The 22,813-nt window shown below is 62.3% G+C and carries 19 protein-coding genes; 7 read left to right on the forward strand and 12 right to left on the reverse strand.

Annotation, left to right across the window (positions count from 1 at the left end):
- The first annotated feature begins 372 nt into the window (after window positions 1-372).
- A complete protein-coding gene (locus ACYG9V_RS28475; protein WP_460222050.1) occupies window positions 373-1,413 on the forward strand; it encodes a glucosamine inositolphosphorylceramide transferase family protein in 1,041 nt (346 codons plus the stop codon).
- 42 nt (window positions 1,414-1,455) lie between these two features.
- On the opposite strand, the gene ACYG9V_RS28480 is transcribed toward ACYG9V_RS28475, so the two are convergent.
- Window positions 1,456-2,559 (reverse strand): acyltransferase family protein, encoded by a 1,104-nt coding sequence (locus ACYG9V_RS28480; protein ID WP_352757746.1) that lies wholly within the window; start codon window positions 2,557-2,559, stop codon window positions 1,456-1,458.
- A gap of 256 nt (window positions 2,560-2,815) precedes the next feature.
- Between ACYG9V_RS28480 and ACYG9V_RS28485 the strand changes: the two genes are divergently transcribed.
- The 5 genes from ACYG9V_RS28485 to ACYG9V_RS28505 all read left to right on the forward strand — a co-directional run bounded on the left by ACYG9V_RS28485 (window position 2,816) and on the right by ACYG9V_RS28505 (window position 9,010).
- The gene (locus ACYG9V_RS28485) at window positions 2,816-4,075 is read left to right on the forward strand and encodes a VpsF family polysaccharide biosynthesis protein (protein ID WP_023751290.1); all 1,260 of its coding nucleotides are present in this window, start codon (window positions 2,816-2,818) and stop codon (window positions 4,073-4,075) included.
- 218 nt (window positions 4,076-4,293) lie between these two features.
- Window positions 4,294-5,892, forward strand: coding sequence for a GumC family protein (locus ACYG9V_RS28490; RefSeq protein ID WP_031243977.1), 1,599 nt, complete (start codon window positions 4,294-4,296; stop codon window positions 5,890-5,892).
- Window position 5,893: 1 nt separating this feature from the next.
- Window positions 5,894-7,000, forward strand: coding sequence for a glycosyltransferase (locus ACYG9V_RS28495; protein WP_023671792.1), 1,107 nt, complete (start codon window positions 5,894-5,896; stop codon window positions 6,998-7,000).
- A gap of 169 nt (window positions 7,001-7,169) precedes the next feature.
- The gene (locus ACYG9V_RS28500; protein WP_023671791.1) at window positions 7,170-7,898 is read left to right on the forward strand and encodes a N5-glutamine methyltransferase family protein; all 729 of its coding nucleotides are present in this window, start codon (window positions 7,170-7,172) and stop codon (window positions 7,896-7,898) included.
- Window positions 7,895-9,010, forward strand: coding sequence for a hypothetical protein (locus ACYG9V_RS28505; protein ID WP_352762437.1), 1,116 nt, complete (start codon window positions 7,895-7,897; stop codon window positions 9,008-9,010). The genes ACYG9V_RS28500 and ACYG9V_RS28505 overlap by 4 nt, the downstream gene beginning before the upstream one ends.
- Window positions 9,011-9,144: 134 nt before the next feature.
- Here ACYG9V_RS28505 and nadE read toward each other — a convergent pair whose 3' ends face one another.
- The 4 genes from nadE to asnB are packed head-to-tail and all read right to left on the reverse strand — an operon-like array spanning window position 9,145 to window position 13,940.
- A complete protein-coding gene (gene nadE, locus ACYG9V_RS28510) occupies window positions 9,145-10,149 on the reverse strand; it encodes an NAD(+) synthase (protein WP_023751291.1) in 1,005 nt (334 codons plus the stop codon).
- Window positions 10,146-11,693, reverse strand: a complete 1,548-nt coding sequence (locus tag ACYG9V_RS28515; protein WP_023683447.1) for a class I adenylate-forming enzyme family protein — start codon at window positions 11,691-11,693, stop codon at window positions 10,146-10,148. The genes nadE and ACYG9V_RS28515 overlap by 4 nt, the downstream gene beginning before the upstream one ends.
- A gap of 23 nt (window positions 11,694-11,716) precedes the next feature.
- On the reverse strand, window positions 11,717-11,980 hold the full coding sequence (locus ACYG9V_RS28520; protein WP_023671787.1) for an acyl carrier protein: 264 nt from the start codon (window positions 11,978-11,980) through the stop codon (window positions 11,717-11,719).
- Window positions 11,981-12,002: 22 nt separating this feature from the next.
- The gene (gene asnB / locus ACYG9V_RS28525; RefSeq protein ID WP_352762440.1) at window positions 12,003-13,940 is read right to left on the reverse strand and encodes an asparagine synthase (glutamine-hydrolyzing); all 1,938 of its coding nucleotides are present in this window, start codon (window positions 13,938-13,940) and stop codon (window positions 12,003-12,005) included.
- Window positions 13,941-14,568: 628 nt separating this feature from the next.
- Between asnB and ACYG9V_RS28530 the strand changes: the two genes are divergently transcribed.
- Window positions 14,569-15,438 carry a hypothetical protein gene (locus ACYG9V_RS28530; protein ID WP_023683449.1) on the forward strand — a complete coding sequence of 290 codons (870 nt, stop codon included), beginning with the start codon at window positions 14,569-14,571 and terminating at the stop codon, window positions 15,436-15,438.
- A 207-nt stretch (window positions 15,439-15,645) separates the two neighbouring features.
- Here the strand turns inward: ACYG9V_RS28530 and amaB are convergent, their stop codons facing one another.
- The 7 genes from amaB to ACYG9V_RS28565 form a co-directional block, all read right to left on the reverse strand.
- Window positions 15,646-17,160: an L-piperidine-6-carboxylate dehydrogenase gene (gene amaB, locus ACYG9V_RS28535; protein ID WP_023671784.1), complete on the reverse strand. Its 1,515-nt coding sequence runs from the start codon at window positions 17,158-17,160 to the stop codon at window positions 15,646-15,648.
- 175 nt (window positions 17,161-17,335) lie between these two features.
- A complete protein-coding gene (locus ACYG9V_RS28540; RefSeq protein ID WP_023707663.1) occupies window positions 17,336-18,610 on the reverse strand; it encodes an RNA polymerase sigma factor in 1,275 nt (424 codons plus the stop codon).
- On the reverse strand, window positions 18,607-18,981 hold the full coding sequence (locus ACYG9V_RS28545) for a YciI family protein (RefSeq protein ID WP_023671781.1): 375 nt from the start codon (window positions 18,979-18,981) through the stop codon (window positions 18,607-18,609). The genes ACYG9V_RS28540 and ACYG9V_RS28545 overlap by 4 nt, the downstream gene beginning before the upstream one ends.
- Window positions 18,982-19,063: 82 nt before the next feature.
- Window positions 19,064-20,164 carry a DNA topoisomerase IB gene (locus tag ACYG9V_RS28550; protein WP_023713995.1) on the reverse strand — a complete coding sequence of 367 codons (1,101 nt, stop codon included), beginning with the start codon at window positions 20,162-20,164 and terminating at the stop codon, window positions 19,064-19,066.
- Window positions 20,165-20,227: 63 nt separating this feature from the next.
- Complete coding sequence (locus tag ACYG9V_RS28555) at window positions 20,228-20,989, reverse strand: hypothetical protein (protein WP_023686315.1); 762 nt, start codon at window positions 20,987-20,989, stop codon at window positions 20,228-20,230.
- Complete coding sequence (locus tag ACYG9V_RS28560; RefSeq protein WP_023741010.1) at window positions 20,986-21,864, reverse strand: glycosyltransferase family 2 protein; 879 nt, start codon at window positions 21,862-21,864, stop codon at window positions 20,986-20,988. The genes ACYG9V_RS28555 and ACYG9V_RS28560 overlap by 4 nt, the downstream gene beginning before the upstream one ends.
- A complete protein-coding gene (locus ACYG9V_RS28565; protein ID WP_352762442.1) occupies window positions 21,857-22,792 on the reverse strand; it encodes a glycosyltransferase family 2 protein in 936 nt (311 codons plus the stop codon). The genes ACYG9V_RS28560 and ACYG9V_RS28565 overlap by 8 nt, the downstream gene beginning before the upstream one ends.
- Between the last annotated feature and the right edge of the window lie 21 nt (window positions 22,793-22,813).

Here is a 22,813-nt window from a genome sequence, read left to right on the forward strand (position 1 = left end):
GTCGCATCCCGGCGCTGGGAAAATGAGCTTTTTAAGCGGTTGGATGCGGCAGGTTACGTGGTCTCGAGTTGCAACGCGCCGGCGGCGGCGCCAACCGCTCGGGGGCTGGACACTGTCTTGACGATCGAGAGCCGGCGTTTCGGTCCCTCGCTGGCGGGCCGGTCCGAGCCGCTGCCGCCCATCGATCGCGGCCCTCCGGACCTCGTCATAGATCTCACTGCCAGCGCAACGGGGCAAGGCGCGCCAGTCCTGAGGCTCGAATTTTGCGGCCGCAACAGCTTTCCAGCCGGCGTTGCCGCAATGTTGGCGAGCGGACAATTGCCTGAACTTGGCGCTCGCCTCGATGGCGTTGTCGTAGCCCAGGCTAGACCGATGCTGGCAGACAGGCTCTGGCTATCTCGAAGCTGCAACGACCTGCTCGCCGGTGCCATGTCGCTGATCATGCAAACCGTCGCCCGCTTCTTTGCGGGCAAGCTTGTGCCGGTAAGCGACAACCCGGTGCCGATCCTGAAGAACGACAGTTTTGTTCGACACTATGTGCCCTTTTTCGGCAGGGCCTTGATCGATCGCGCCGTGCAAAAAATCAGGCGGGGACGACGCCCCTTCTATTGGCAGGTTGCCTATCGGGTGATCGACGGACCAGGCATCGCCGAAACCGGGCAACTCGACGGCAAACCGTTCACAGTCCTGCCGGACGATGGCCAACGCTTCTATGCCGACCCGTTCGTCTTCGAGGCCGACCGCCGCCATCATCTGTTTGTCGAGGAATTCCCCTACGCGACGAGTCGCGGCGTGATTTCCGTCGCCGAGCTCGGTGAAGATGGCACTTTCGGTGTTCCAAGGGTTGTATTGGAGGAAGCGCACCACCTGTCGTATCCGCAGGTGTTCGCACACGATGGCGAGATTTTCATGATCCCCGAAAGTGGTTCGGCTCGCGAACTTGTGCTCTATCGCGCCGCGCAGTTTCCCGACCGCTGGGTCCGCGACACGGTGCTGATGACGGACAGGGATTTCAACGACGCGACGCTGCTCGAATCCGACGGTCGCTTCTGGCTGGTTGGAACGGAGCGGTTCGGCTACGGCAGCGCGTCGGACACGATGGCGGTCTATTGCGCACCCTCGCTGCGCGGGCCATGGGTCGCCCATCCGCTCAATCCCATTGCCGTCGATCATTCGGGCACCCGGCCGGGCGGCGCCTTTATCCGCCAGGACGATGCCCTGGTGCTGCCGGTGCAGAACGGATCGAGGGCCTATGGCGGTGGTCTGGGGCTGATGCGGCTTGAGCGACTCGACGCGTCCGATGTCCGCTTTGCCTCGCCCCGGCCGATCGGCGCGGGTCCGGCATGGGCACGCACGGGCATTCATACGCTTAACCGCGCCGGCAATGTCGAGGTCGTGGACAGCGCGGGCTGACTCAAGCGCTGAAAGCCGTGAGCGTCCCGTTGCGTGGCCTCCTTATTTGTTCTCCGTGGCAATATGAGGAAGCGGTGTGTTTCTCGTCTTCCTTTTGCCGTTCAGGGTCTGAAGAATCGGCTTCTCGATCATCTCGTAAATCACCAGACTGACGAGGCAGGCTGCCACGATGCTGACCACCGACACCAACAATACCGTTGTCGGATGCTCGTATCCGACGGTGCGTCTGGCCAGGTACGCCACAGCGCCGATCACGAAGATATGCGACAGATAAAGCGCGTAGGAAGCGTCGCCCAACTGCTCAAGAAGGCTCCAGTGCTTGAGTTTCGGCTCCAGAATGAGGCTGAGATGAAGCAGGCCCGCCGCCCACATTGCTTGTCCCGCGAAGCTGATCTGACCCAGGAGCGGCGTACCGTCATCGACGAATGAAAGCACCACGCCTGCAGCGGTCATTACGCCGAATATCCAGGCATGGCGTATGTCGGAAGTGAAATCACCGTCCAAATAGCGCCGCCCTATCCACATACCGATGACGAATGCCACCGGAGAAGGGTTGAGATAGAACTGGATAACAGGGTTGGTGGGAGCCAGCCACAGCCCGGCTATCCACATCGCAATGAAAAAGACCGTCAGCACAAATACGCGCGAGGTCACGGACAGGAATGCGAACACCGCAAAAGCGATATAGAAAAATACCTCGTAATTGAGCGTCCAGCCGAGTGAGAGGATTGGACTGGCGCTATCCCGTCCAGGCGCTTCGTGAACAATGAAGAGGAGCGACTGAAGATAGTGGGGCCACGTAAAGACGGTCTTCTGGAAGAGACTTGGCGCGAGCGCCGCCAGAACCGCGGCGAGGCTGGTGAAAAGCCAGTAAAGGGGGATGATCCGGATTGCTCGGCGTTTCAGGAAGGTGGCAGCGGAAAACGGACCATCTCCCGTAATATGGACCATTATGAAACCGCTGATGACAAAGAACAGAACGACGCCCAGGCGGCCCGCCGTCACAATAATCAGATTGTCCACGCCAATCTGATAGGAAAAGGCGTGTGCGAACAGAACCAGCAAGGCGGCGCAGGCGCGAAGATACTGAATCGAATAGAACTTCTTCACCTTGATCTCCTGCGCTTTGCCGGCGCCTGATGCCATTGTGCCGTCCACAGGCAGCGCGTCGGGCGCCGTGCAAAGCATCGCCATCAATACGACCGGCCAATTAAGTGTGGGTTACCGACTTCATGAAATAGCCCATGCCGGGCATCGCCACTGTTAAGATCGGGTTATCCATATTCCTTTACGTTCTTGCAGGAAAATGTACCCGGGGGTGCGTTCGTCCCCTGCCATCTCAATCGCAAGCCGCAACGCTGGTCAGATAATCGTGAGTGTCACCCCCACAGAGCAACAGTTCGTGACCGCGCAGGCCAGCCGCCAAGACGCCCTCACACTCCTGTTCTTTCTCCTCGCGGCCTTCGCTTTCCTGCTCCGCTCGACCATCTCTCCGCAATTGATGAATATGGTGATGTCCTATTCGACGGAGGGGGGGTCGTTTCCCGAAAAGCTGCATATCGGGACCTATGCCATCTTTCTGCTGCTTGTCGTCATCGCCACGACCCGGCCAATTCGGCTCGAAGGCGATGAAGTCAGGCTGTTCAAGGCGACATTGTTATATTCGCTGCTGCTGTTGTGGCTGGTGCCTTATCTCTTCGTGATAGGCCGTGCCGGCTCGGCCGGCTTCATAATCGATTCCTATCTGGTCTCTTGTGCCGCGGCGATGATCATGCTTGCCCTGGGTGACCATGTGCGCAGGGCGCTTGGCAATGTCATCGTCGGCATGATCGTCCTCAGCGCCATCATCGGAACGATCGAGGCCGTCACCCAGCATCGATTCCTGCCCTATCCCCTCGTTGAGCTGGACTTTCGGCCGATCGGACTGTCGGCCCATCCGCTGGCGCTGGGCGCGCTTTGCACCACCGCCATAGGTTTCGTTGCATTGACGCGGTGGCGTATCTGGGTGTGCGCGCTTTGCATCTTCATTCTCTTCATCGGCACGGCCGCTTCGGGCGCGCGCACCGCCCTGCTGCTCGCTTGCGGCGAGATCCTGTTCCTGCTCGTGTTCCTGCCTTGGCCGGACTTGTCACCCAGACATCAACGCCAGGCCAAACTCCTGGTGCTGATGCTGACGCTGGCCGGTGGCGCCATACTGATTGCGATACTCTTTTCGGCGGGGCTGCTGAACCGCTTCAGCAACACGCTCTTTGATCAAAATTACGACGCGCGCGTCAAGATCTACGATGTATTCAAGTTCGTTGAATGGAGGGACATCCTGCTTGGCATGAATCCCAACGAGTTGTTGAAGATCGTCAACGAAAAGCTCAACCTCCCCTTCATCGAAAGCACGCCGGTCGTTCTTACGCTTTTGTTCGGCCTGCCGATCGCCCTGCTCTTCGCGTTTGCTTTCTTCCGGTTCCTTTTCAAGCTCCTGCGCAATACGCCTCGGGCCGCCCATATCGCAGCGGCCGCGTCCATTCTCGCGGCATTGTCAAACAATGCCCTTTCTTCGAAGGCGCCGGATATCATGCTGCTCGTCATCTTGTTGCTCGCTTATCGAAAGCCGGATGGGCGCCTCGGCACGCCCCTTCAAGGCCAACCAGCATCAACAGCGACATGACGCCAAGCCCGCTCCTTGCGGGTGCCCTCGCGACGACCTCTTGTATTTCCATTTGAAACGCCTGCACGCTTTGCCAGGCTACGACGGGCGTGGCAGAATACCGACCAAGGGTGGATAGATCGCTGTTCCGGAACGCGCCTGACACGCCTGGAAAATGAAATGTTAACGATGTTTCCGTAAAGCAGGCTGTGCGTATTGAATATTAAAGGGTTAGCATGATGTCCGCCGCTTCCGGTCCTCCTCCAGCCGCGGCCGCCGCCGGCATTAGCCCCTATGAACGGATCGAAAATGCGCGGCGCGCCAGCAGGCCAAAGCCGCAACAAACCGCGCCGATCATGGCACATGCGGCGGCACCCGCTGTAACGTCGGCCCCTGTAACGTCGGCCCCTGTGTCGCCTGCACCCGTGGCGCCGCCTGTAGCCGAGCCCGTCACGACGGTGACGCTCAACAAGATCGGAACCTTTCTCGAACTCGATTTCGGGCGTCTGTTTGTCTGGCTGCGCGCCGGCCTCGCTCTGGTATGCCTGCTGGCAATCGCCGGCGGGATCATCGGCGGTGCCTACGCTCTGCTGAGCAAGCAGCGCTACACCGTGACCACGGACATCCTCATCAATCCCGCCAATCTTCAGGTTGTTCCGAATGATCTTTACCCGCAATCGGCCCAGGTCGATGGACAGCTGCTCAGCGCGCGCAGCAAAGAGCGCATCTTGACCTCGGGCAGCGTGCTTTCACGTGTTGTAGACGATCTTGACCTGGCCAGTGACCCGGAGTTCTTCGACGCGGACCGAAGCCGCACAGGGACGGACGGCGCCAAACCCGACCCAAAGCTTACCGCCCTGAAGAACCTGGCGGAACGGGTTAGCAGCATCGCGGATGAAAAGTCGTTTGTCACGACCTTGATGGTATCGGCGGAAACCCCCGCTAAGGCGATCCTGATTTCGCAGGATATCGTCAAGACTTTCCAGGAAGAGCTGGCCAGCGCCGAGGCTTCCGGCGCCAGCCGTGCCGCGGCCGCGCTGGACGGGCGGCTGGGCCAGCTCAAGAGCGATGTGCAGGCGGCCGAAGAGAAGGTCGAGGCCTATAGGCGCAGCCACAATCTGGCCACCAGCAATGGGCAGCTTGTTTCCTCGCAAACCATGACCCAGCTCAACGGCCAGATCGTGGAGACGCAATCGCGCGTCATCGCCGCGCAGGCAAGTTACGACGCCCTGCTTGCCGCCGGCGCAAACGGCACCAATTCCGGTCCCGCCACGTCGGAGGCGCTTGTGGCGCTGCGCGCAACGGCCAACGGCCTGCGCCAGCAGATCGATTCGCAGTCGATGACCTTTGGCCCCCGTCATCCGTCGATCGTCAGGCTGAAGACGGAGTACAACACGGTCAGCGCGCAACTCAGCGCCGAATACGCGCGCACCCTGCGCCTGGCGAAGGTCAATCTCGATGCCGCCAAAACCTCGTCGGCCTCCCTCAATGCCAAGATGAATGACTTGAAGGGCAACGTGTTCTCGGATAGCGATTCCGAGGTCGCCTTGCGTGAACTTGAACGTGACGCCGCGTCGAAGACGGCTATCTATGAAAGCTTCCTGTCGCGGGCACGCCAGATAACCGAGCGCGAACAGATCGACAGCACCAATGTGCAGGTGATTTCCACCGCAGTGCCGCCAAAGGGCCGTTCATGGCCCCCGCGCACGGTCGTGATGATCGGCCTGGGGGCCATTGGCGGCATGATCCTTGGCATGTTGCTCGCCATTACCCTGGGTATCGTGCGCGACATGCGTCTTCCGCCGAACCGCCCGGACGTCATTGCCAGCCGCGCCTGAAATGGCGAAGCGGATTGTCTTTCACATTGCCAGCCTCAGGGGCGGCGGCGCCGAGCGTGTGTTCGTCCTGATAGCGAACGAGCTGGCATCGCGCGGCCACAACGTCACGCTTTTTACCTGGAACGCGCAGGGGCCCAATGCCGCCCTGCTTTCGCCTGCCGTGCATCTGGTCGATTTCGGCCTCCCCATTCGCGGCGAGGGTTATGGCAAGTGGGCGACATTGAAAGGCATCGTGCGAAGCGCGGGCCTGCTTGGCCGCCTTTCTCCCGACGCGATCTACAGCGCCCCGGAATTCGCCAATCTGGTCGTGGCGCTGGCGCTTTCCCTCGCGCGAAGCAGGGCGCGGTTCTTCCCGAGTTTCCACGCCGCCGCCTCACTGCCTTCCGGCAGCCTTGGCGCGAAAATGGCGGTCTGGCTTTCGGCCCTGGTTGCGGCCCGCGCCACCAGGGCCATCGCGGTTTCTGAGGGTGTCGGCGGCGATCTTGTGGCCCGAGGCTTCCCGAAATCCAAGGTCGTGGTCATCAACAACCCGCTGCCGCCGGCTGCGGCATCCCAGCAACGCTCCTACGCCTGGCAGGCAGAGCTCGCGGCGATGGGCGACGGCCCCATCATCATCACCGCCGGACGCCTGGTGCCCGTTAAGGATCATTGGACGTTGCTGCGGGCCTTCGCTGTGCTGCGCGCCGGCCGCCGGGCCCGGCTTGTCATCTTCGGCGAGGGTCCGCTGGCCGACGAGCTGCGCGCCTATGCCGAAGAATCCGGTATCGGCGCAGACGTTCTGTTTGCGGGCTATGTCAATGATCCGGCGGCCTGCTACGCCGTAGCTGACTTGTTCGTCCTATCATCGACCAGCGAGGGCTTCGGCAATGTTCTGGTCGAGGCCATGGCAGCGGGGATTCCGGTGGTCTCCACGGACGCGCCGCACGGCCCGCGCGAAATACTTGATGACGGCCGCTTCGGCGCCCTGGTGCCGGTCGGCGATGCCGCGGCCCTGGCAGTGGCGATGGCCGGAATGCTCGACCAGCCGACAACCGCCGCGATCCTGAAAAGCAGGGCGGCGGATTTCGAAATTGAAAAGATCGGAGACCGGTACGAGGCGTTGCTCTGAATTAGCGCATGGATCGGCTTGCGGCGGCACAGGAATCCGCCATTGATGGGACAGGACGCCGCCAACATAGGCCGGTTACTCCCAATCCAATCATGATCTTTAACATCAATTTACCCGGAGTTGGTAACAACAGGGAACCCGCGTTTTATCCTCAGGATAGGGATTTTCCTTGCCGCAGCATCACAGCCTTCCTGCCGGCCGTGCAAACGATCGCAATTGGCCGCGATTGCACCGCTTCATGCGGGTTGAGCTGGAACTCGCGCCTGACGTCCTGGTGCCGCGAGCCGAAACGGAACTGCTTGGCCGGACGGCCGCGGCCATTCTTGGCGAACAGGCGCACGAAACGATCCTGATCGACATGTGCTGCGGCAGCGGCAATCTTGCCGTGGGCATCGTCAGCGAATGTCCTCGGGCTCGGGCGTGGGCGGCGGACCTGACCGACAGCACGGTTTCGCTTGCCCGCCGCAATGTTGTGCGCCTCGCCCTGCAGGACAGGATCAAGGTCCGGCAAGGCGACCTATTTGCCGCGATCGAGGGTGACGGCCTCCGCGGCGCTGCCGACATGGTTGTGTGCAACCCGCCCTATATTTCCTCATCCCGTCTCGATAGCGAAAGCGCGCATCTGTTGGAGAACGAACCTCGGGAAGCTTTCGACGGCGGCCCTTACGGTATTTCGATCCTCCAAAGGCTGGTCCGGGATGCCGCAGCTTTCCTCAAGCCAGGCGGATGGCTGCTATTTGAGTTCGGCGAAGGTCAAGATCGGCAGATAGCAACCCTTTTATCGAGAACGAAATCCTACGAAACCCCAACCTTTGCCGTGACGGCCGACGGCCAGCCCCGTGTCGCCATGGCGCGCAAACATGGTGGCCGGGTTCCCGGAACCGGGAGCCCGGCGTGAGCGTCGTCCGCGCCCTCGATCAGGCCGACCTTGCGGCCGTCGCGGGCATGTTTCAACGCATGCTGCGCAAGAAGCGGGGGCCAGCGCCGGCCTCCCTCGTCGATTACATGAGGCGGTTTTATCTGGACGCACCCGACTGGGGCAGCGGGCTCCGTTCGCTTGTCCATGTCAGTGACGCCGGCCAGGTTTCCGGGTTCGTCGGCGTTCATGCGCTGCCAATGAAATTCAACGGCCGGCAGCTCTACGCTGCCATCTGCAGCTCGCTGATGGTCGAGGATCACGAGACCGATCCGATGGCCGGTGCCCGCCTGTTGAAGGCCTTCCTCGATGGTCCGCAGGACATCTCCTTCAGCGAAACCGCCAATGATACGTCCGTGAAACTGTGGACGCGGCTTCGCGGCGTTGTGCTGCCGCAATACAGCCTTGACTGGGTTCGCGTGATGCGGCCGGCGACCTTCATGCTCAGCCTTTTTGCCAATCACATGAAGCTTGCCTGGATGTTCAACCCGCTCGCCCGGATCGTCGACCGGCTCTACCTTCGCAAAATGAAGGGCAGTCAACGACGCTGGACCGGCGTCGTCGCCAACGCATCGAGCCGGGGGGCATTTCGGGCCTCCGAGATCGACAGCGGCAGCTTTGCGGGGCTGCTGGAGCCGCTTTGCGCCCAATTTCCGCTACGTCCGCAGTGGGCGGAAGGTCAGCTCAACCATATTCTGGGCGATGCGGCGCAAAAGCCGGATTTCGGAGAGCTTGTCTACGTGTCGGTGGCATCGCCGAACGGCGCCAATGTCGGCGCTTTCGCCTATTACGCGCGACCGGACGGGATCGGCCGCGTGCTGCAGGTCCTCGCTCTTCCCGGCCAGGCCGGGCCGGTGATCGATTGCCTGGTCGAGCATGCCGCCCGGCGCGGTGTCTCCGGCTTGCGCGGCCGCGTCCAGCCCGCGCTTCTGGACGCCATGCTTGTAAGACGCATAGCCTTCATACCGGTCGCCTCGACCGTCGTGCATTCACGCGATCCCGAGCTTCTCGATGCCATGAAGAACGCGCAGGTCTTTCTGAACGGGCTTGCGGGCGAGCAGTGGAGCCAGTTGATCGGCGGCCGCTTCACCTGAAGCGTTCCGCCTACAGCAATTCCAGGAAAGGGTGCGCGGCTTTCCGTCCGGAATTGCGTAAAGACAAGAGCTTAGTATTTCTTTCATGCATGTCGTATCGCAAGACCGGATCACTTTTGCTCGATATGCATAGGTCAGGAGCCGACTTCGTCCACGCCGTCAACGAGCTGCGGGCGCAGGTGCAGATAGCGCGTTGCCTTTCGCTTGGCGGCGATGTCGGCCCAGACGCGTTCGATCTGTGAGGCGGTCAATCCCGCCGCTTGCCCTACCACCTCGGCGGACACGCCGTTGTTGAGGCCGTAGAGACACAGATCCATCCGATCGTAAGGCAGGGAGAAGTAGAATTCTTCCTGCGTCTGCGCCAGCGAGTAGGTGTCGGTGGTCGGCGGCCGGTTGCGGACCTCTTCCGGAATGCCGAGATAGGCGGCTAGCGCATAGACCTGCGTCTTGTAGAGATGCGCGATCGGCTTGACGTCGGCGGCGCCGTCGCCGTTCTTGACGAAGAACCCCTGGTCGTATTCCAGCCGGTTCGGTGTGCCGAGCACGGCGAAGTTCAGCCGGTCGGCATGATAATATTCGAGCTGCTTGCGGGTGCGCTGCTTCATGTTGGTGGCGGCAACGATGCCGAGATAGACAGCCACCGGCATCCGCAATTTCGTCTGCTTGCCTTGCGGGTCCTGCACCACCAGCGACGAGATGTTGTAGCCCTCGCCTTCGAGCACGTTCGCGATCACGATCTTCGAGGCCCAGCCCTTGCCATAGTCCGGGACCAATTCGCGGATGAAGGCGTCGCGGCGTTCATAGCAGCCCATTGCCCGCAGGGTCGGCCCGATATCCTCCACAACGGCCTCGACGCCGAAAGTGTCGGCGACCAGATGGCCGAGCCGCAGGCTTTCGGGGTCGGAATCGCTTTCCGGCATGAGGACGCACAGCACATTCTGGTGGCCGACGGCCCGCGCGGCCAATGCAGCCGAAACGCTGGAATCTACACCGCCCGAAAGACCGAGCACGAGTCCGCGCTTGCGAATGCCGCGCAACTGCTCGCGCAGGGCCGCCACGATCCTGTCCGTTTCGGCGGCGGGATCGATGGCCAGGGCTTGCGTGAAGGCCGGCGCATCCTGGGTTGAGCCGATGTTCATTGCTCGGCCTCCATCATCTCAGCCGCGAGCCGGCGGCTGACCTTGCCCGACTCCGTCTTCGGTAATTCGCTCCGGAACTCTATGATTTTGGGGACCATGAAATCCTCCAGGTGGCGCGCGCAGTGACGAATGATGTCCTTTCCGCCAAGCGCCGGATCGGACCGCACGACGAGCGCGCCAATCGCATGCCCCAGCACCGGATCCGGCACGCCGACGACCACCGCTTCCGCGATACCTGGATGGGCGTGGAGCACGGCCTCCACTTCCTTGGGGGCGACCTTCTCGCCACGCGTCTTGATGATGTCGTCCTTACGCCCGACAAAATAGAGAAAGCCGTCCTCGTCGGTCTGGAACAGGTCGCCCGTATAGAGCACCTTTTCCCAAGGGTTAGGCCCCGGCCGGAGCGCTCGTTCCGTCGCGGCCTTGTTGCGCCAATAGCCCTGCATCACGTGCGGACCGCGGATGACTAGCTCACCTGCCACGCCCGCCGGCACGCGTTGTCCAAGGTCGTCGACGACAAAGGCTTCCGTGTTGGGGATGGCTATGCCGACCGACCCTGGCCGGCGGTCAAGTTCCTCGGGTGGCAAATAGGTGCAGCGCTTGCATTCGGTCAGCCCATACATCGAATAGATCCGGACGCCGGGCAGCAGCGAGCGCAGGCGTTCTATGTGGGCTGGCGGCAAGGCGGCCGCGGTGTTGGAAATATAGCGGAGGCTGGGCAGGAAACCCGGCGCCAGATCACGCATCTGCAGGATCATCGCCGCCATGGTAGGCACCAGCGGAAGGCCGGTGACGCCCTCTTTGCGGATGCGTTCGAAGATCTCGTGCGGGAAGGCGAAGGACTTCTCGAGCACCAGCGTGGCCCCGAGCCTGACTGCCATCAGCAACTGGTAGAGGCCATAGTCGAAGGCAAGCGGGAGGACGTTCAGGATGATGTCGTCCGGCGCGTTGCGCAGATAGGTGGCGATCGACCCCGCGGCGGCGTCGCAATTGCGATGCGTCATCATCACACCCTTGGGCCGGCCGGTCGAACCTGACGTGTAGATCAGCATCGCAAGGTCGACGTCGATGCCGCGATGGTTTACCTCCGCGCCATCGAACGTCAGGCAGTCAGTCAGGGACGCGGCCCCTGCCGGGCATTGCCCGTCGGCCCCAGGGGTGGAAGCCACGAAGATGCCGGGCTTGCCTTGCGATGCGCAGGCTTCGGTGACCACGGGCATCAGCTTCGCCTGCGTCAGGACCGCCCTGGCGTCGCAATCGGCGATGACGTAACCGAGCTTGTCGGCCTTTGTGGAGGGGTTGATCGGACTGAAGGTCGCACCTGCCTTGAGTGCGGCAAAGATCGATACGGCGGCCTCCCAGCAATTGTCCATGAAGATCAGAACGCGGTCGTCGCGCCTGATCCCATTCATGAAGAGAGCGGTGGCCAGCCGGCTCGAAAGGTCGTCGAGTTCTTCGTAGCTCAGCCTTTTGCCCTTGGTGACCAATGCCGTCTTGGCCGGGTGGGCAGCAGCCTTCGCCACCAGAAAATGCTCGATCCGCACGGGACGTTCCTCGCCGTTGGCGCTTACGCTGCCAGCGTTTGTGCTCTCGCCTCGATGAAGGACGAGATGCGGTCAAGCGAGTCCAGGTTGGCCGGAACGATGTCGGCATCCACCATCGCGATGCCGAAATTGTCCTCGATGAAGGCCACCAGCTCAAGTACCGCAGTCGAGTCGATAATGTCGTTCTCGATCAGCGAGGCTGAATCCGACAGTTTGTAGGAGGTGTCGCCGAACAGGAAGTTGTCGACGATAAAGCTTCTGACCCTGTCCTTGATTGCCGTCATCATGTCTTTCCTTTTCCTCGCCGTCTCAGGCCGCTCTTGCCGCGCCGGCCGCTTGGCCGGCGAAATTCTTCTGCCACAGCTGCGTCGACAGAATGCCGACGAAGGCGGCGTTGTCGCGAAATCCGGTCGCGGTCTCAATGCGGCATTTCTCGTGGAGCTTGGCCACCGCCTTGGCGTTGAACAGGCCGCCGGCGGTAATGCTCGCCTCGCCCAGGCAGTCACGAACATAGTCTAGTTCCTCCGCCCCGACGAAGGAGCGGGCCTCCGGGGCGCGGTAAGGTTGCTTGGTGCGTTTACCGATCGCCGCCGGAAGGTGGTGCCTGGCCACCTTGCGCAATATGTGCTTCTCCATCAAGCCTTTCAGTTTCATCTCCGGCGGAAGTCTTGCCGCGAACTCTACCACGCGATGATCCAGGAAAGGAAACCGCCCTTCGATGCCGTGCGCCATGGCCATCCGATCGCCTTGGCTGGAGAGGATGTAGCCGGGCAGGAGGAAGCGGGTTTCGAGATATTGCGCCTGATGCAGCGGATGCCATAGGGAAAACGCCTCGGGTAGGCGGCTGGTCAGCTCTTCAGCTGCGTCATAACCCTTCAACGTCGCGCGCAGGTCGCCGGAAAAGAAGATTTTCGCCGCCGCCGTGGTCTTGAAGCGTGGCCGATGCGAGAACAGCGGATCGTCGAGGGCAGCGTTGCTGGTGCCGAAGAAGGCAGCCAGATACTCCACCGATTGCTGTTGCAGGCCCGGCAGATACGGGTAAAGCCGGCGGAACAGCTGCGGCCTTATGCGCGATGTGGGCTGCCGCCCGCAGAACCGGCGGACACGCGCCTCCTTGAAGACGTCGTAACCGGCGAAGACCTCGTCGGCGCCTTCACCCGTCAGCACCACCTTCAGGCCGGCCTGGCGAACCAGGGCGGACAATTTGTAGAGTGGCGCTGGCGCCGTGCGGATGATCGGCCGCTCGGCAAAGCGGATGACGTCAGGAAAGACGCTGGCGATATCGCGGGCGCCGCATTCTATGGCGTGGTGGCGCGTGCCGAGCGCCGAGGCCATTTCGGTCTGAAAGGCGCTTTCGTCATGCTCGGTGCTGTCGAAGGTTACGGAAAATGTCTCCAGTCTCCGAGGAGTCATGCCGGCGGCAAGCGCCGAAACGAGCGACGAATCGAGCCCTCCGGAAAGATAGGAACCGACCGGCACGTCGGCCCGCATGCGAAGCCTCACCGCATCGGTCAGAAGGGCTTGCAATTCCTCTGCCGCGTGGTCCTCGTTCGTGATCTTCGACGGCTCATCACGATGCGGATAGTCCAGGTGCCAGTACCGTCTGACCGTGACCTGCCCCTGCGTCGCGATCATCACACTTGCCGGTTCCAACTCGTGGATATTGCGGAACGCCGTGCGCGGAGCGATCGGCGCCCACAGCGTAAAGATCTGATCCAGCGCAATCGGATCAATTTCAGCGGAGACGCCCGGGACCTTCAACAGAGCTTTGATCTCCGAGGCAAAGTAAAGCACCCCGTCCTTACTTGTGTAGAAGAGCGGCCGGACACCCATCCGGTCTCGTGCAAGCACCATTCGTCGCTGCCGATTGTCCCATATCGCCAAGGCGAAATCACCGTTCAGGAGAGACAAGCAGTGTTCGCCCATCTCCTCATAGAGCTGAAGGATGACCTCTGTGTCGCTCGACGTCCGAAAGTGTCGGCCCTTGGCGATCAGCCCTTCGCGCAGTTCTATGTAGTTGAAAATCTCGCCGTTGAACGCAATCGTCAAATTGCCGGCCTCGTCGGACATCGGTTGCTGGCCGTCTCCGATGCCGATCACCGACAGCCGCGCATGCCCGAGCCCGGCATCGGGTGCTACGAATTTCCCTTGCTCATCCGGCCCACGATGGGCAATTGCGGCTACCATGTGCGTGAGCAAAGCTTCCGCATCCCGGATTGACCCGAAATAACCCCCGAATCCACACATCCCTTGAACTCATATTGAACGCTAAGGTACGGAACATAACCTCGATAGTGGCATCTGAGGTTAATCCGATAATTTCACCGAGCATGTGGTTAACAAGAAGTTTGCCACGATGTGGTCTCCCGTGGCTAGGACACGATGGCTCTCCATCACCTCGCGTTGCGTGTGTGGAAAACAATTTTGAGGCCGAGCCCTTCCAGGGCGTGCGGCCGTAATAGCCGGAACGATAGCCCAGGCGCTCCAACGTGGCGAACCGCCCTGGATACAAACGGACCGCGCGCAACGTGCTGGCGATTTTGAGGCAAATTCAACCGCAGGCTGCCGGGCTGACTATTATTGCGGTAGGTTTTTCAACGGTTGCAATGGCTTAGCGTTTTCCGACACGCCCTAGGCGCGAACGGACCAGAGCGTTTCCAAAAAAGTGTGACACGGTTTTCTCTGCAGAAGCGCGCGGCGCTTCTCAAGTAATTTGCCTCGAAATCAAGAGATGACGGGGGTTTCAACGTGTCTGTGGAACGGTTGATCGCTCTAGGCCTTTTGTCCGGGTTGGCATGGCTGGACGCGGGCGGCTAAGGCTGGAAATGTGATTGCACGTCTTCGCTGCCGGGGGGCTGGCCGGAGGACGAGGAGGATGGCGCTGAATTTCGAATATATTGCCGGCCATCCGGCGCTGCACCGTCATGTCGAGGCGCAGTCGAAGGCGCTGCTGCATATCTATGAAACGAGCCCACGCTTGGCCGCCGTATTCGCCACGCAACAGCGCTGGCTGCTGGCTCACACCGGCCTAGCCCTGCATTTCGCCCGCGACCCGCGCGATCCCCGCACGGAACTGACACTGGCCCGCTTCATCGATGCAGTGCTTCACTATTCCGTCGCCAGCCGCAACACGGCTGAAGCCTTCATCAAGGAGATGCTGCACTATCACATCATCGAATACCTGCCGCACACCGGTGATGGACGAGCCCATCCCTTTCAGGTGACGGCAGCGACGCTGAAGGAATTCGATGGCTGGGTGGTTGCGCATCTGCGCACGCTCGACGGTCTCGACAGCGGCAACCGCCTCGCCGCGTTTCTCGAGCAGCACGGCATGATTGCCAGGCTGCAGCCGATGGTGGCGGAAGGCCTGCTCTCCTCCAACCCTGTGCGTGAGCCCAAGCAGACGTTTTCGCTGTTCATCTGGCTCAACAATGGCGGCATCGTCATGGATTGGCTGATGTCCGGCATCGATCCCGACAATGCCGCCCTCGACCGGATCCCGACCAGCGTGGTTTCGATCGGCGAATTCGCCAGTTGGCTAAAACTCTCGCGCACCCATCTTGCGCGCAAATTGCGCGACGCCGAAAAGCTCGGCAGCGTCGGCTGGCTGGGCCGGCGCGGGCATTCCGTAATGTGGGTCTCGAACAGCTTCTACCAGGAATACATGACCGTGCAGGCCGCCAAACTTGCCGTCATCGATGCCGCGTTCGAAGCCTGCCGACCGGCGTCGCCGCACGCTGGCTGAACGTTCGGCGCAGACGCTGTTGCGCAGCCGATCGTGCCGACCGCGAGGACCCGTCCGGGCGCATGGCCGAGGTGGCCTTTCCGCCGTCGGGATACGGACATCTGGACAGCGGGGGCGAAGCCTTAAAGCGGAACGATCCGCGCGAGCGGCAGCGATCCGCCCGACGGGTTCGGGTGGATCAACTGGTCAAAAGCCGGGCGCAGCATCTCAATCGATGTCGAATGACACGCCCTGCGCCAGCGGCAGCGCCTTGGAATAGTTCACCGTGTTGGTGGCGCGGCGCATATAGGCCTTCCAGGCATCGGAGCCGCTCTCGCGCCCGCCGCCGGTTTCCTTCTCGCCGCCGAACGCGCCGCCGATCTCGGCGCCCGACGTGCCGATGTTGACGTTGGCGATGCCGCAATCCGAACCATCGACGCCGAGGAAGCGCTCGGATTCCTGCAGGTCGCGGGTGAAGATCGACGACGACAGTCCGGCGCCGACCGCATTGTGCTCGTCGAGCACGGCATCGAAATCGGAATATTTCATCACGTAGAGGATCGGCGCGAAGGTTTCTTCGGTGACGGGAGCCACCTGCTTCGGCATTTCGACCAGCGCCGGATGCACGTAATAGGCATCGGGATGGCCATTCTCGACCCGCGAACCGCCGGTCAGCTTGCCACCGTGAGCGGTGGCTTCCTTGAGCGCCTTCTGCATGGCGTCGAAGGCCGCCTTGTCGATCAGCGGCCCGACGAGCGAAGACGTCTCCAGCGGATTGCCGACCGAGACGCTCTCATAGGCCTTCTTCAGCCGCGGCAGCAGCGCGTCATAGACGCTGTCATGCACGAACAGGCGCCGCAGCGTCGTGCAGCGCTGGCCGGCGGTGCCCATGGCGCCAAAGGCGATGGCGCGCAGCGCCATGTCGAGATCGGCGGTCGGGCAGACGATGCCGGCATTGTTGCCGCCGAGTTCGAGCACGGCGCGGGCAAAGCGCTTGGCCAGACGCGGGCCGACATCCCGGCCCATGCGGGTCGAGCCGGTGGCCGAAACCAGCGCCACCTTCGGGTGGTCGACCAGGATCTCGCCGACGGAGCGGTCGCCAATCAGCACCGGTGCCAGGCCCTGCGGCGCATCCGCGCCGAAGCGCTTGACCGCGCCGGCAAAAATCGCCTCGCAGGCGAGCGCCGTCAGCGGCGTCTTTTCCGAGGGCTTCCACACCACGGCATCGCCGCAGACCAGCGCCAGCGCCGCGTTCCACGACCACACCGCGACCGGGAAGTTGAAGGCCGAAATGACGCCGACGACGCCGAGCGGATGCCAGGTCTCCATCATGCGATGTCCCGGACGCTCGGTGGCGATGGTCAGACCGTAGAGCTGGCGGGAAAGGCCGACGGCGAAATCGCAGATGTCGATCATTTCCTGGACTTCGCCGAGGCCTTCCGACGGGATCTTGCCGACCTCGATCGACACCAGCCGGCCAAGCTCGGTTTTGTGCGCGCGCAACTCCTCGCCGAGCAGCCGCACCAGTTCGCCGCGCCGGGGACCCGGCACCATCCGCCAGGCCTGGAACGCCGTGTGCGCGGCATCGATGGTCTTGGCCGCATCGGCCGGCGAAATCGTCTTCAGCGCCGCGATCTGTTCACCCGTCACCGGGCTGCGCACGACGAGGTCGCCGCCGGTCAGCGCGTCCTTGGCCACACCCAGTTTCGCCAGAAGTTCGGCCGTTTCCTTCGCTATCGTCATTTTTATCCCTTTCAGATCCGCTCGCCGTCATAGGGCGGCGGTCGAGCCTTGGCGCCATTATCGCCCGCATGCCGCAGGCGCTGTCATGGCGTGCCATTACTCGTTTCAGGGAAAAATCGCCACCCCGGCATGGTCCAAGCCGGGATTGCACGATTGAGCCAGAGGAGAAACAGGCTTAGTGCGCTGTCTTCGCCGGCGCCTTCACGGCTCCGTCTCGCATCAGCCGGTCGATATGCATGCGGATATGGGCGGCTTCCGCTGCCGTGTTGGCCAACGCAATGGCGCGATCGAAGGCGACACGCGCCTCTTCGCCACGGCCGAGCTGCATCAACAGACCGCCCTTGAGGCCGAAGAAGTGGAAATAGCCGGACAGCCTCTCGCCTAGCGGCTCGATCATGGCAAGGGCAGCTTCCGGCCCGCGCACCTTGGCGACCGCAACGGCACGGTTCAGCGTCACCACCGGCGAAGGTTGCATCGCCTCCAGCAGGCTGTAGAGCAGGTCGATCTCTGTCCAGTCGGTCTCCTCGGGGGTTGCCGCCCGCGCATGAAGGGCGGCGATCGCCGCCTGCACCTGGTAGGGTCCGGGCTTCTGGTGGCGCAGGGCCTTGTCGACCAGCGCCAGGCCTTCGTCGATCATCTTGCGGCTCCACAGCGAGCGGTCCTGGTCGTCGAGCAGCACGATCTCGCCATTCTCGTCGAAGCGGGCCGGCGCGCGCGCATGCTGCAGCAAAAGCAATGCCGTCAGGCCCATGATCTCCGGCTCGGTCTGGAACAGCCGCAGCAACAGGCGAGCCAGCCGGATCGCTTCCTCGCAAAGCGGCGCACGCGCCGGCGCCTCGCCGCTGTTGGTGGAATAACCTTCGTTGAAGATCAGATAGACCATGGCGGCGACGGCGGCGAGCCGCTCCGAGCGCTCGACCGCGCCGGGTGTCTCGAACGGCACGCCGGCATCTGCAATGCGCGCCTTGGCGCGCGTGATGCGCTGTTCCATGGCGCTTTCGCCGACCAGGAACGCACGCGCGATCTGCTTGACGGTGAGACCGGAGACGATGCGCAGCGCCACCGCGATCTGCTGCGTAGGCGGCAGATCCGGATGGCAGCAGATGAACAAGAGCCGCAATATGTCATCGCGGTAGTGCGCGCCGTCCAGCCGTTCGGCGATATCGCTCTCGGCATCTTCCAGGTCCGAGATCTGGTCCTCTTCCGGCATCGGCGCCTGCTTGGCGCGCTTGCGCACCGCGTCGATGCCGGTGTTGCGGCCGACAAAGATCAGCCAGGCCGCAGGATCGCGCGGCGGCCCGTTCTGCGGCCAGTTCTTGAGTGCCCTCAGGCACGCGTCCTGGAAAGCTTCCTCCGCCGTATCGAGATTGCGGAAATAGCGCAGCAGCGCACCCATAGCCTGCGGGCGGGCAGCGCTGATCGCCGAGCTTATCCAGGCGAGGTCTGTCATGTGGCTACTCTGGTTGGGTTGAAGACGGAAACCGGTCGGATCTCATAGGATCCGCCGCTGGGATTAACCTCGGAAAGCTCGCGCGCGAAGTCGACGGCTTCGTCGAGATCGGCGCATTCCAGCGTGTAGAAGCCGAGGAACTGTTCCTTGGTCTCGGCAAACGGGCCGTCGATGACGACCGATTCGCCCTTGACCTTGCGCAGCGTCGTCGCGGCGGTGGTGGGCAAAAGCCGCGCCACCGGCCCAAGCCGGCCGGCTTGAGCATATTTTTCCTGCACATGCATGAGCTTTGCCATGACCTCGTCATCCTGTGCCTTGCTCCAGGAGGAGACGACATCTTCGGAGGCATAGCAGAGGATAGCGTAGAGCATGGGACGTCCTTTTCTGTCTCAAAGGACGAAACAGTAGGGCCTGTGCCGACATGGCGTCGACAAAAAAGTTACGCCATTTTTGTCAGCCTTCGCTTGCCTTCAACCATCTCAGCACAAGAGCCTCTTCATCATCGAGACCGTCGATCGCTCGCTTGCGCTTGTTGGCCTCGGTCATTTCGCTAAGCAGCCGCCCTTCCACCCAGGCTTCGAAAACCTGTGGATGGATGTAGCATTTGCGGCAGACGGCGCGTGTGTTGCCGAGCCGCTCGGCCACCTTGTCGATGACCGCGTTCATCACACGCTTGGTCTGCGCCTGGCTTTCGGGAAGCTCCGTCCGCGCAAACAGCGACGCGGCATGGATGGTGCCGCCCCAGGTGCGGAAATGCTTGGAGCTGAAATTGGCGCCGATCGCGTCGCGGATATAGCGGTTGACATCGTCGGAGCGCACTCCATGCCTCTCGCCATCCTCGTCGAGATATTGGAACAGTTGCTGCCCCGGAATATCCTGCGCGCCGCGCACGACCCGGGCGATGCGGCGGTCGACCAGCTTCAATTTCCATTCCTTGCCGGACTTGCCCTTGAAGGCAAAGCGCAGGCTCGATCCCTTGATGTCGACGTGGCGGTCGCGTAGCGTCGTCAGCCCAAAGCTCTTGTTGTCGCGGGCATAGGCGGCATTGCCGACCCGGATCATCGTGTTGTCGAGCAGCCAGACAATTGCCGCCACGACGCGCTCGGCCGGCAGGCCACGGCGGCGCAGATCGGCATCGATCCGGCGGCGCAGCTCCGGCAGGCTTTCGGCAAAGGCGACAAGGCTGGAGTATTTGGCGCCGTCGCGCTCGGCGGCCCACAGCGGATGGTAGCGGTACTGTTTGCGCCCGCGCTGGTCGCGGCCGGTCGCCTGGATGTGGCCGGCGGGATCGGGCGAGATCCACACATCCGTCCATGCCGGCGGAATGGCCAGCGCCTTGATGCGGGCAATGGCTGCCGCGCCGACGGCCTGTCCTTTCGCGCCCTTGTAGGAAAAGCCTTCGCCCGCCTTCAGGCGCCGGATCCCCGGCTCGCTGTCGCTGATATAGGTGAGCGAGGCCTGTTCGGCAGCGGTCTGCGCGCCGTTCTTCGGCGCTCCATCGTCCCCCCGTCCGGCAGCCGACCGGCCGGATGGCGTCCCAGATTTGTCAAGCATGCCCGCTCCACGAAATTTTTCTCGTAGATAAGCGCTAAGCCGACTGCTGGTTCCACCCCGTTGCTATGGAATGTGGTCGGGTCCACCAATGGTGGCACCAGCCGGCACGGCCATCCAGAGGCCGCCATCGTCGACGTGAGGCGGATGGTAGTCGCGCCCGGGCGGAATCTGTTCGAACACGGCCCCTGCCTCATCGGCAAGGTAGTCATAGCCCACATCCTGCAGGAGCCCCTTTGGATCAAGGTGGTGGTAGAGATTGCGGCGGGCGATCCGCCGCTTCGGCTCCATCATCTTTAAATGATAGAGGTTGAGCCCGCTGTTGCGGGCCTTGAAACCAAGATCGGGAGGATACCAGAGCCCGTGCAGGTCCTCTGGTCGGTACTTCGCCGGATCGTAGGCTCTGAACAGACGATACTGGAACTTTTCGGCCCACAGCCCGTCGACCCGGTACTCAGTCGGCGAATACAATTCGCGGAGCCGGAACCCCCAGGCCATGCGCCTGTAATCCCCCGTCAGCTGTCCGATCCGCTCCGCGGTACCGCGTTCCAGCCGCTCATCGGGATCAATAGCCAGGATCCAGTCGGCGGCAGCTTCATGCGCTGCGTCGAGCAAGATCCGCCGCCGCTGCGGCTCGCTGCTGAACACGCCGGTCGCCCCGCGATCGTCATAGGCAATCCAGCCGTCAACGACCGGATCGATATTGGTGATCAGATCGGCAACCAGATGCGCGTCATAACGATAGCTGAAAACTGCGACCGTTCTCTGGCGCGTCCAGAACAGTCGGCTCCGTCGCCAGCGTCGAGGCTTGATTTGGCTCGTTATCATTTTCTTGTTGCCGCTTTCACGCGATTTCGCACGCCAATATAGACACCCACGGATTTGACCAGCAGGGCAAGCCAGACAATTGGCATCGACATCATCGCGAAAGTTCGATCCCGATCGGAAAGCCCGATCTTCGCCAGCTTGCGGGCATTCCGCCGATCGCGAAACGTGTCGCGAAAACACCGAAACGGAGTGTTCAGGGCGGACGCTGCGAGGTAATCGCCGCGGCGACAGCCGCGCCTGTACTGATCGGCAAGCAATCTGGACAGCCGGGTTTCGTTGCGATGAACGGTTTGCACCTTAGGCTCCCAGACCGGCTGCAGTTCCTGCGGCAGCCGCCCCAGAAATTCGGTGTCTTCGGCAGCAGGCATGGTTTCATCGAACAAGCCATATTCATCGAACAGCCGCCGATCGAACGACACGCCGTAACGCAGCGCACGATCCGACGGCAGACCGGGAAGCCGTCGCATGAACATGATCAGATGAGCCGCACAGGCGATCAGATTGCGCGGATGGCTATTCACCATCGCGCTCGCCACGGCGCGGTCGCCAGCCAGATGCCGCTGCATCCGTGCCTCGGCCCAGCCCGAACAGGCGAGGCAATCATCGGCAAGAAAGGCAACGAAAGGCGCTTTGGTGGCCGCAATGCCGAGATTGCGGGCTGCGCCGACAAACAGCCTTCGACCGACCTCGATCACTGGCACCTTGACCCCGGCGCCGGTCAGCAGCGCCAGGACCTCGCCTCCGCCCGAGTTGACCACCATGATCTCGAGCGGCGCATTCTGATCAAGCAGGGATGTCACCGCCTCGACGATTTGAGCCGGCGCGCGATAGCCGATGACAATGACGGCAAGCTGCGGCGGGGCTGATTCAGGCACGTTGCAACTGGACGCGCGGAGAGGAAAACCAGCGCCGCAGCGCCAGCTTCAGCTGGTAGCGCCTGCAACGCCAGGTGTTCGACCGCACCTTCGGCGCCGCCGCCGCGATCCTCAGGAACCGCGCCGCCGTCTCCAGATCGCCGCGCGCATAGTGAACCCTGGCGATCTTGAGGGCGACCAGCCCCTCCCTGGTTTTTAGCGACGATAGTGGGATGCCACAGTCAGTCAGCTCGCGCAGCGCCAGCCGCCAGTCGAGAAAGCGGCGCACCGGCCTGGTGATGAAGCGATCATCGGAACGCACTGCCGAAACGTGGTAGATCATGACGGGATGCACGATCAGGGCAAGCGACGCCCTGCCCATCAGCCTGGACCAGAACAGCGTGTCCTCGTCATAGGCAAGCCCGGTCGGGAAGCGCGTGTCGCCGACGACGCGCCGGGAAACCAGCGCACTGCCCACGGCGATCGAGCGAATGTGACCTTCCAGATAGGCCGAGGCATTGGCTATACCATCTTCTATGTAGCCGGCTGGAAGCTTGAGGTTCCGGTTCTCGCCATCGGTGCGCCGACGGTAGGCGCCGATCACCATGTCGGCGGCCGGCTGCGTCCCCGCCCGGACCAGCATCGACCGCAGCCCGCCCTCCAGATGCAAGTCGTCGGCGTCGATCAGGTAGATCCAGGAGCATTGCGCCTGCGCCAGCGCCACATTGCGGGAGCCGCCCGCGTCCCGGCAGTTGCTCATGAGCACGCGCAACGGCAACGAGAATTGCGTGGCGGCATTCAGCGCGGCTTCTGCCGTCCCGTCCGAGGAGGAATCATCGACCAGCAGCACCTCGCCGATAACCTCGGCTTCGGAACGAAGCGAGGCCAGCGTGGCCGCTATGGTTGCCGCCGCATTGTGCGCCGGGATGATGACACTGATTGCCGTCAATACCGAACTCCGCATCAGCAT

The organism is Mesorhizobium sp. W016, assembly GCF_054719485.1.

Excerpts from the sequence above, each read along its gene's own strand:
- ACYG9V_RS28475 (WP_460222050.1), top strand. The coding sequence starts at position 373 with ATGCTGGCAGACAGGCTCTGGCTATCTCGAAGCTGCAACGACCTGCTC.
- ACYG9V_RS28480 (WP_352757746.1), bottom strand. The coding sequence starts at position 2,559 with ATGGCATCAGGCGCCGGCAAAGCGCAGGAGATCAAGGTGAAGAAGTTC.
- ACYG9V_RS28490 (WP_031243977.1), top strand. The coding sequence starts at position 4,294 with ATGTCCGCCGCTTCCGGTCCTCCTCCAGCCGCGGCCGCCGCCGGCATT.
- ACYG9V_RS28495 (WP_023671792.1), top strand. The coding sequence starts at position 5,894 with ATGGCGAAGCGGATTGTCTTTCACATTGCCAGCCTCAGGGGCGGCGGC.
- nadE (WP_023751291.1), bottom strand. The coding sequence starts at position 10,149 with ATGAACATCGGCTCAACCCAGGATGCGCCGGCCTTCACGCAAGCCCTG.
- ACYG9V_RS28520 (WP_023671787.1), bottom strand. The coding sequence starts at position 11,980 with ATGATGACGGCAATCAAGGACAGGGTCAGAAGCTTTATCGTCGACAAC.
- asnB (WP_352762440.1), bottom strand. The coding sequence starts at position 13,940 with ATGTGTGGATTCGGGGGTTATTTCGGGTCAATCCGGGATGCGGAAGCT.
- ACYG9V_RS28530 (WP_023683449.1), top strand. The coding sequence starts at position 14,569 with ATGGCGCTGAATTTCGAATATATTGCCGGCCATCCGGCGCTGCACCGT.
- amaB (WP_023671784.1), bottom strand. The coding sequence starts at position 17,160 with ATGACGATAGCGAAGGAAACGGCCGAACTTCTGGCGAAACTGGGTGTG.
- ACYG9V_RS28540 (WP_023707663.1), bottom strand. The coding sequence starts at position 18,610 with ATGACAGACCTCGCCTGGATAAGCTCGGCGATCAGCGCTGCCCGCCCG.
- ACYG9V_RS28545 (WP_023671781.1), bottom strand. The coding sequence starts at position 18,981 with ATGCTCTACGCTATCCTCTGCTATGCCTCCGAAGATGTCGTCTCCTCC.
- ACYG9V_RS28550 (WP_023713995.1), bottom strand. The coding sequence starts at position 20,164 with ATGCTTGACAAATCTGGGACGCCATCCGGCCGGTCGGCTGCCGGACGG.
- ACYG9V_RS28555 (WP_023686315.1), bottom strand. The coding sequence starts at position 20,989 with ATGATAACGAGCCAAATCAAGCCTCGACGCTGGCGACGGAGCCGACTG.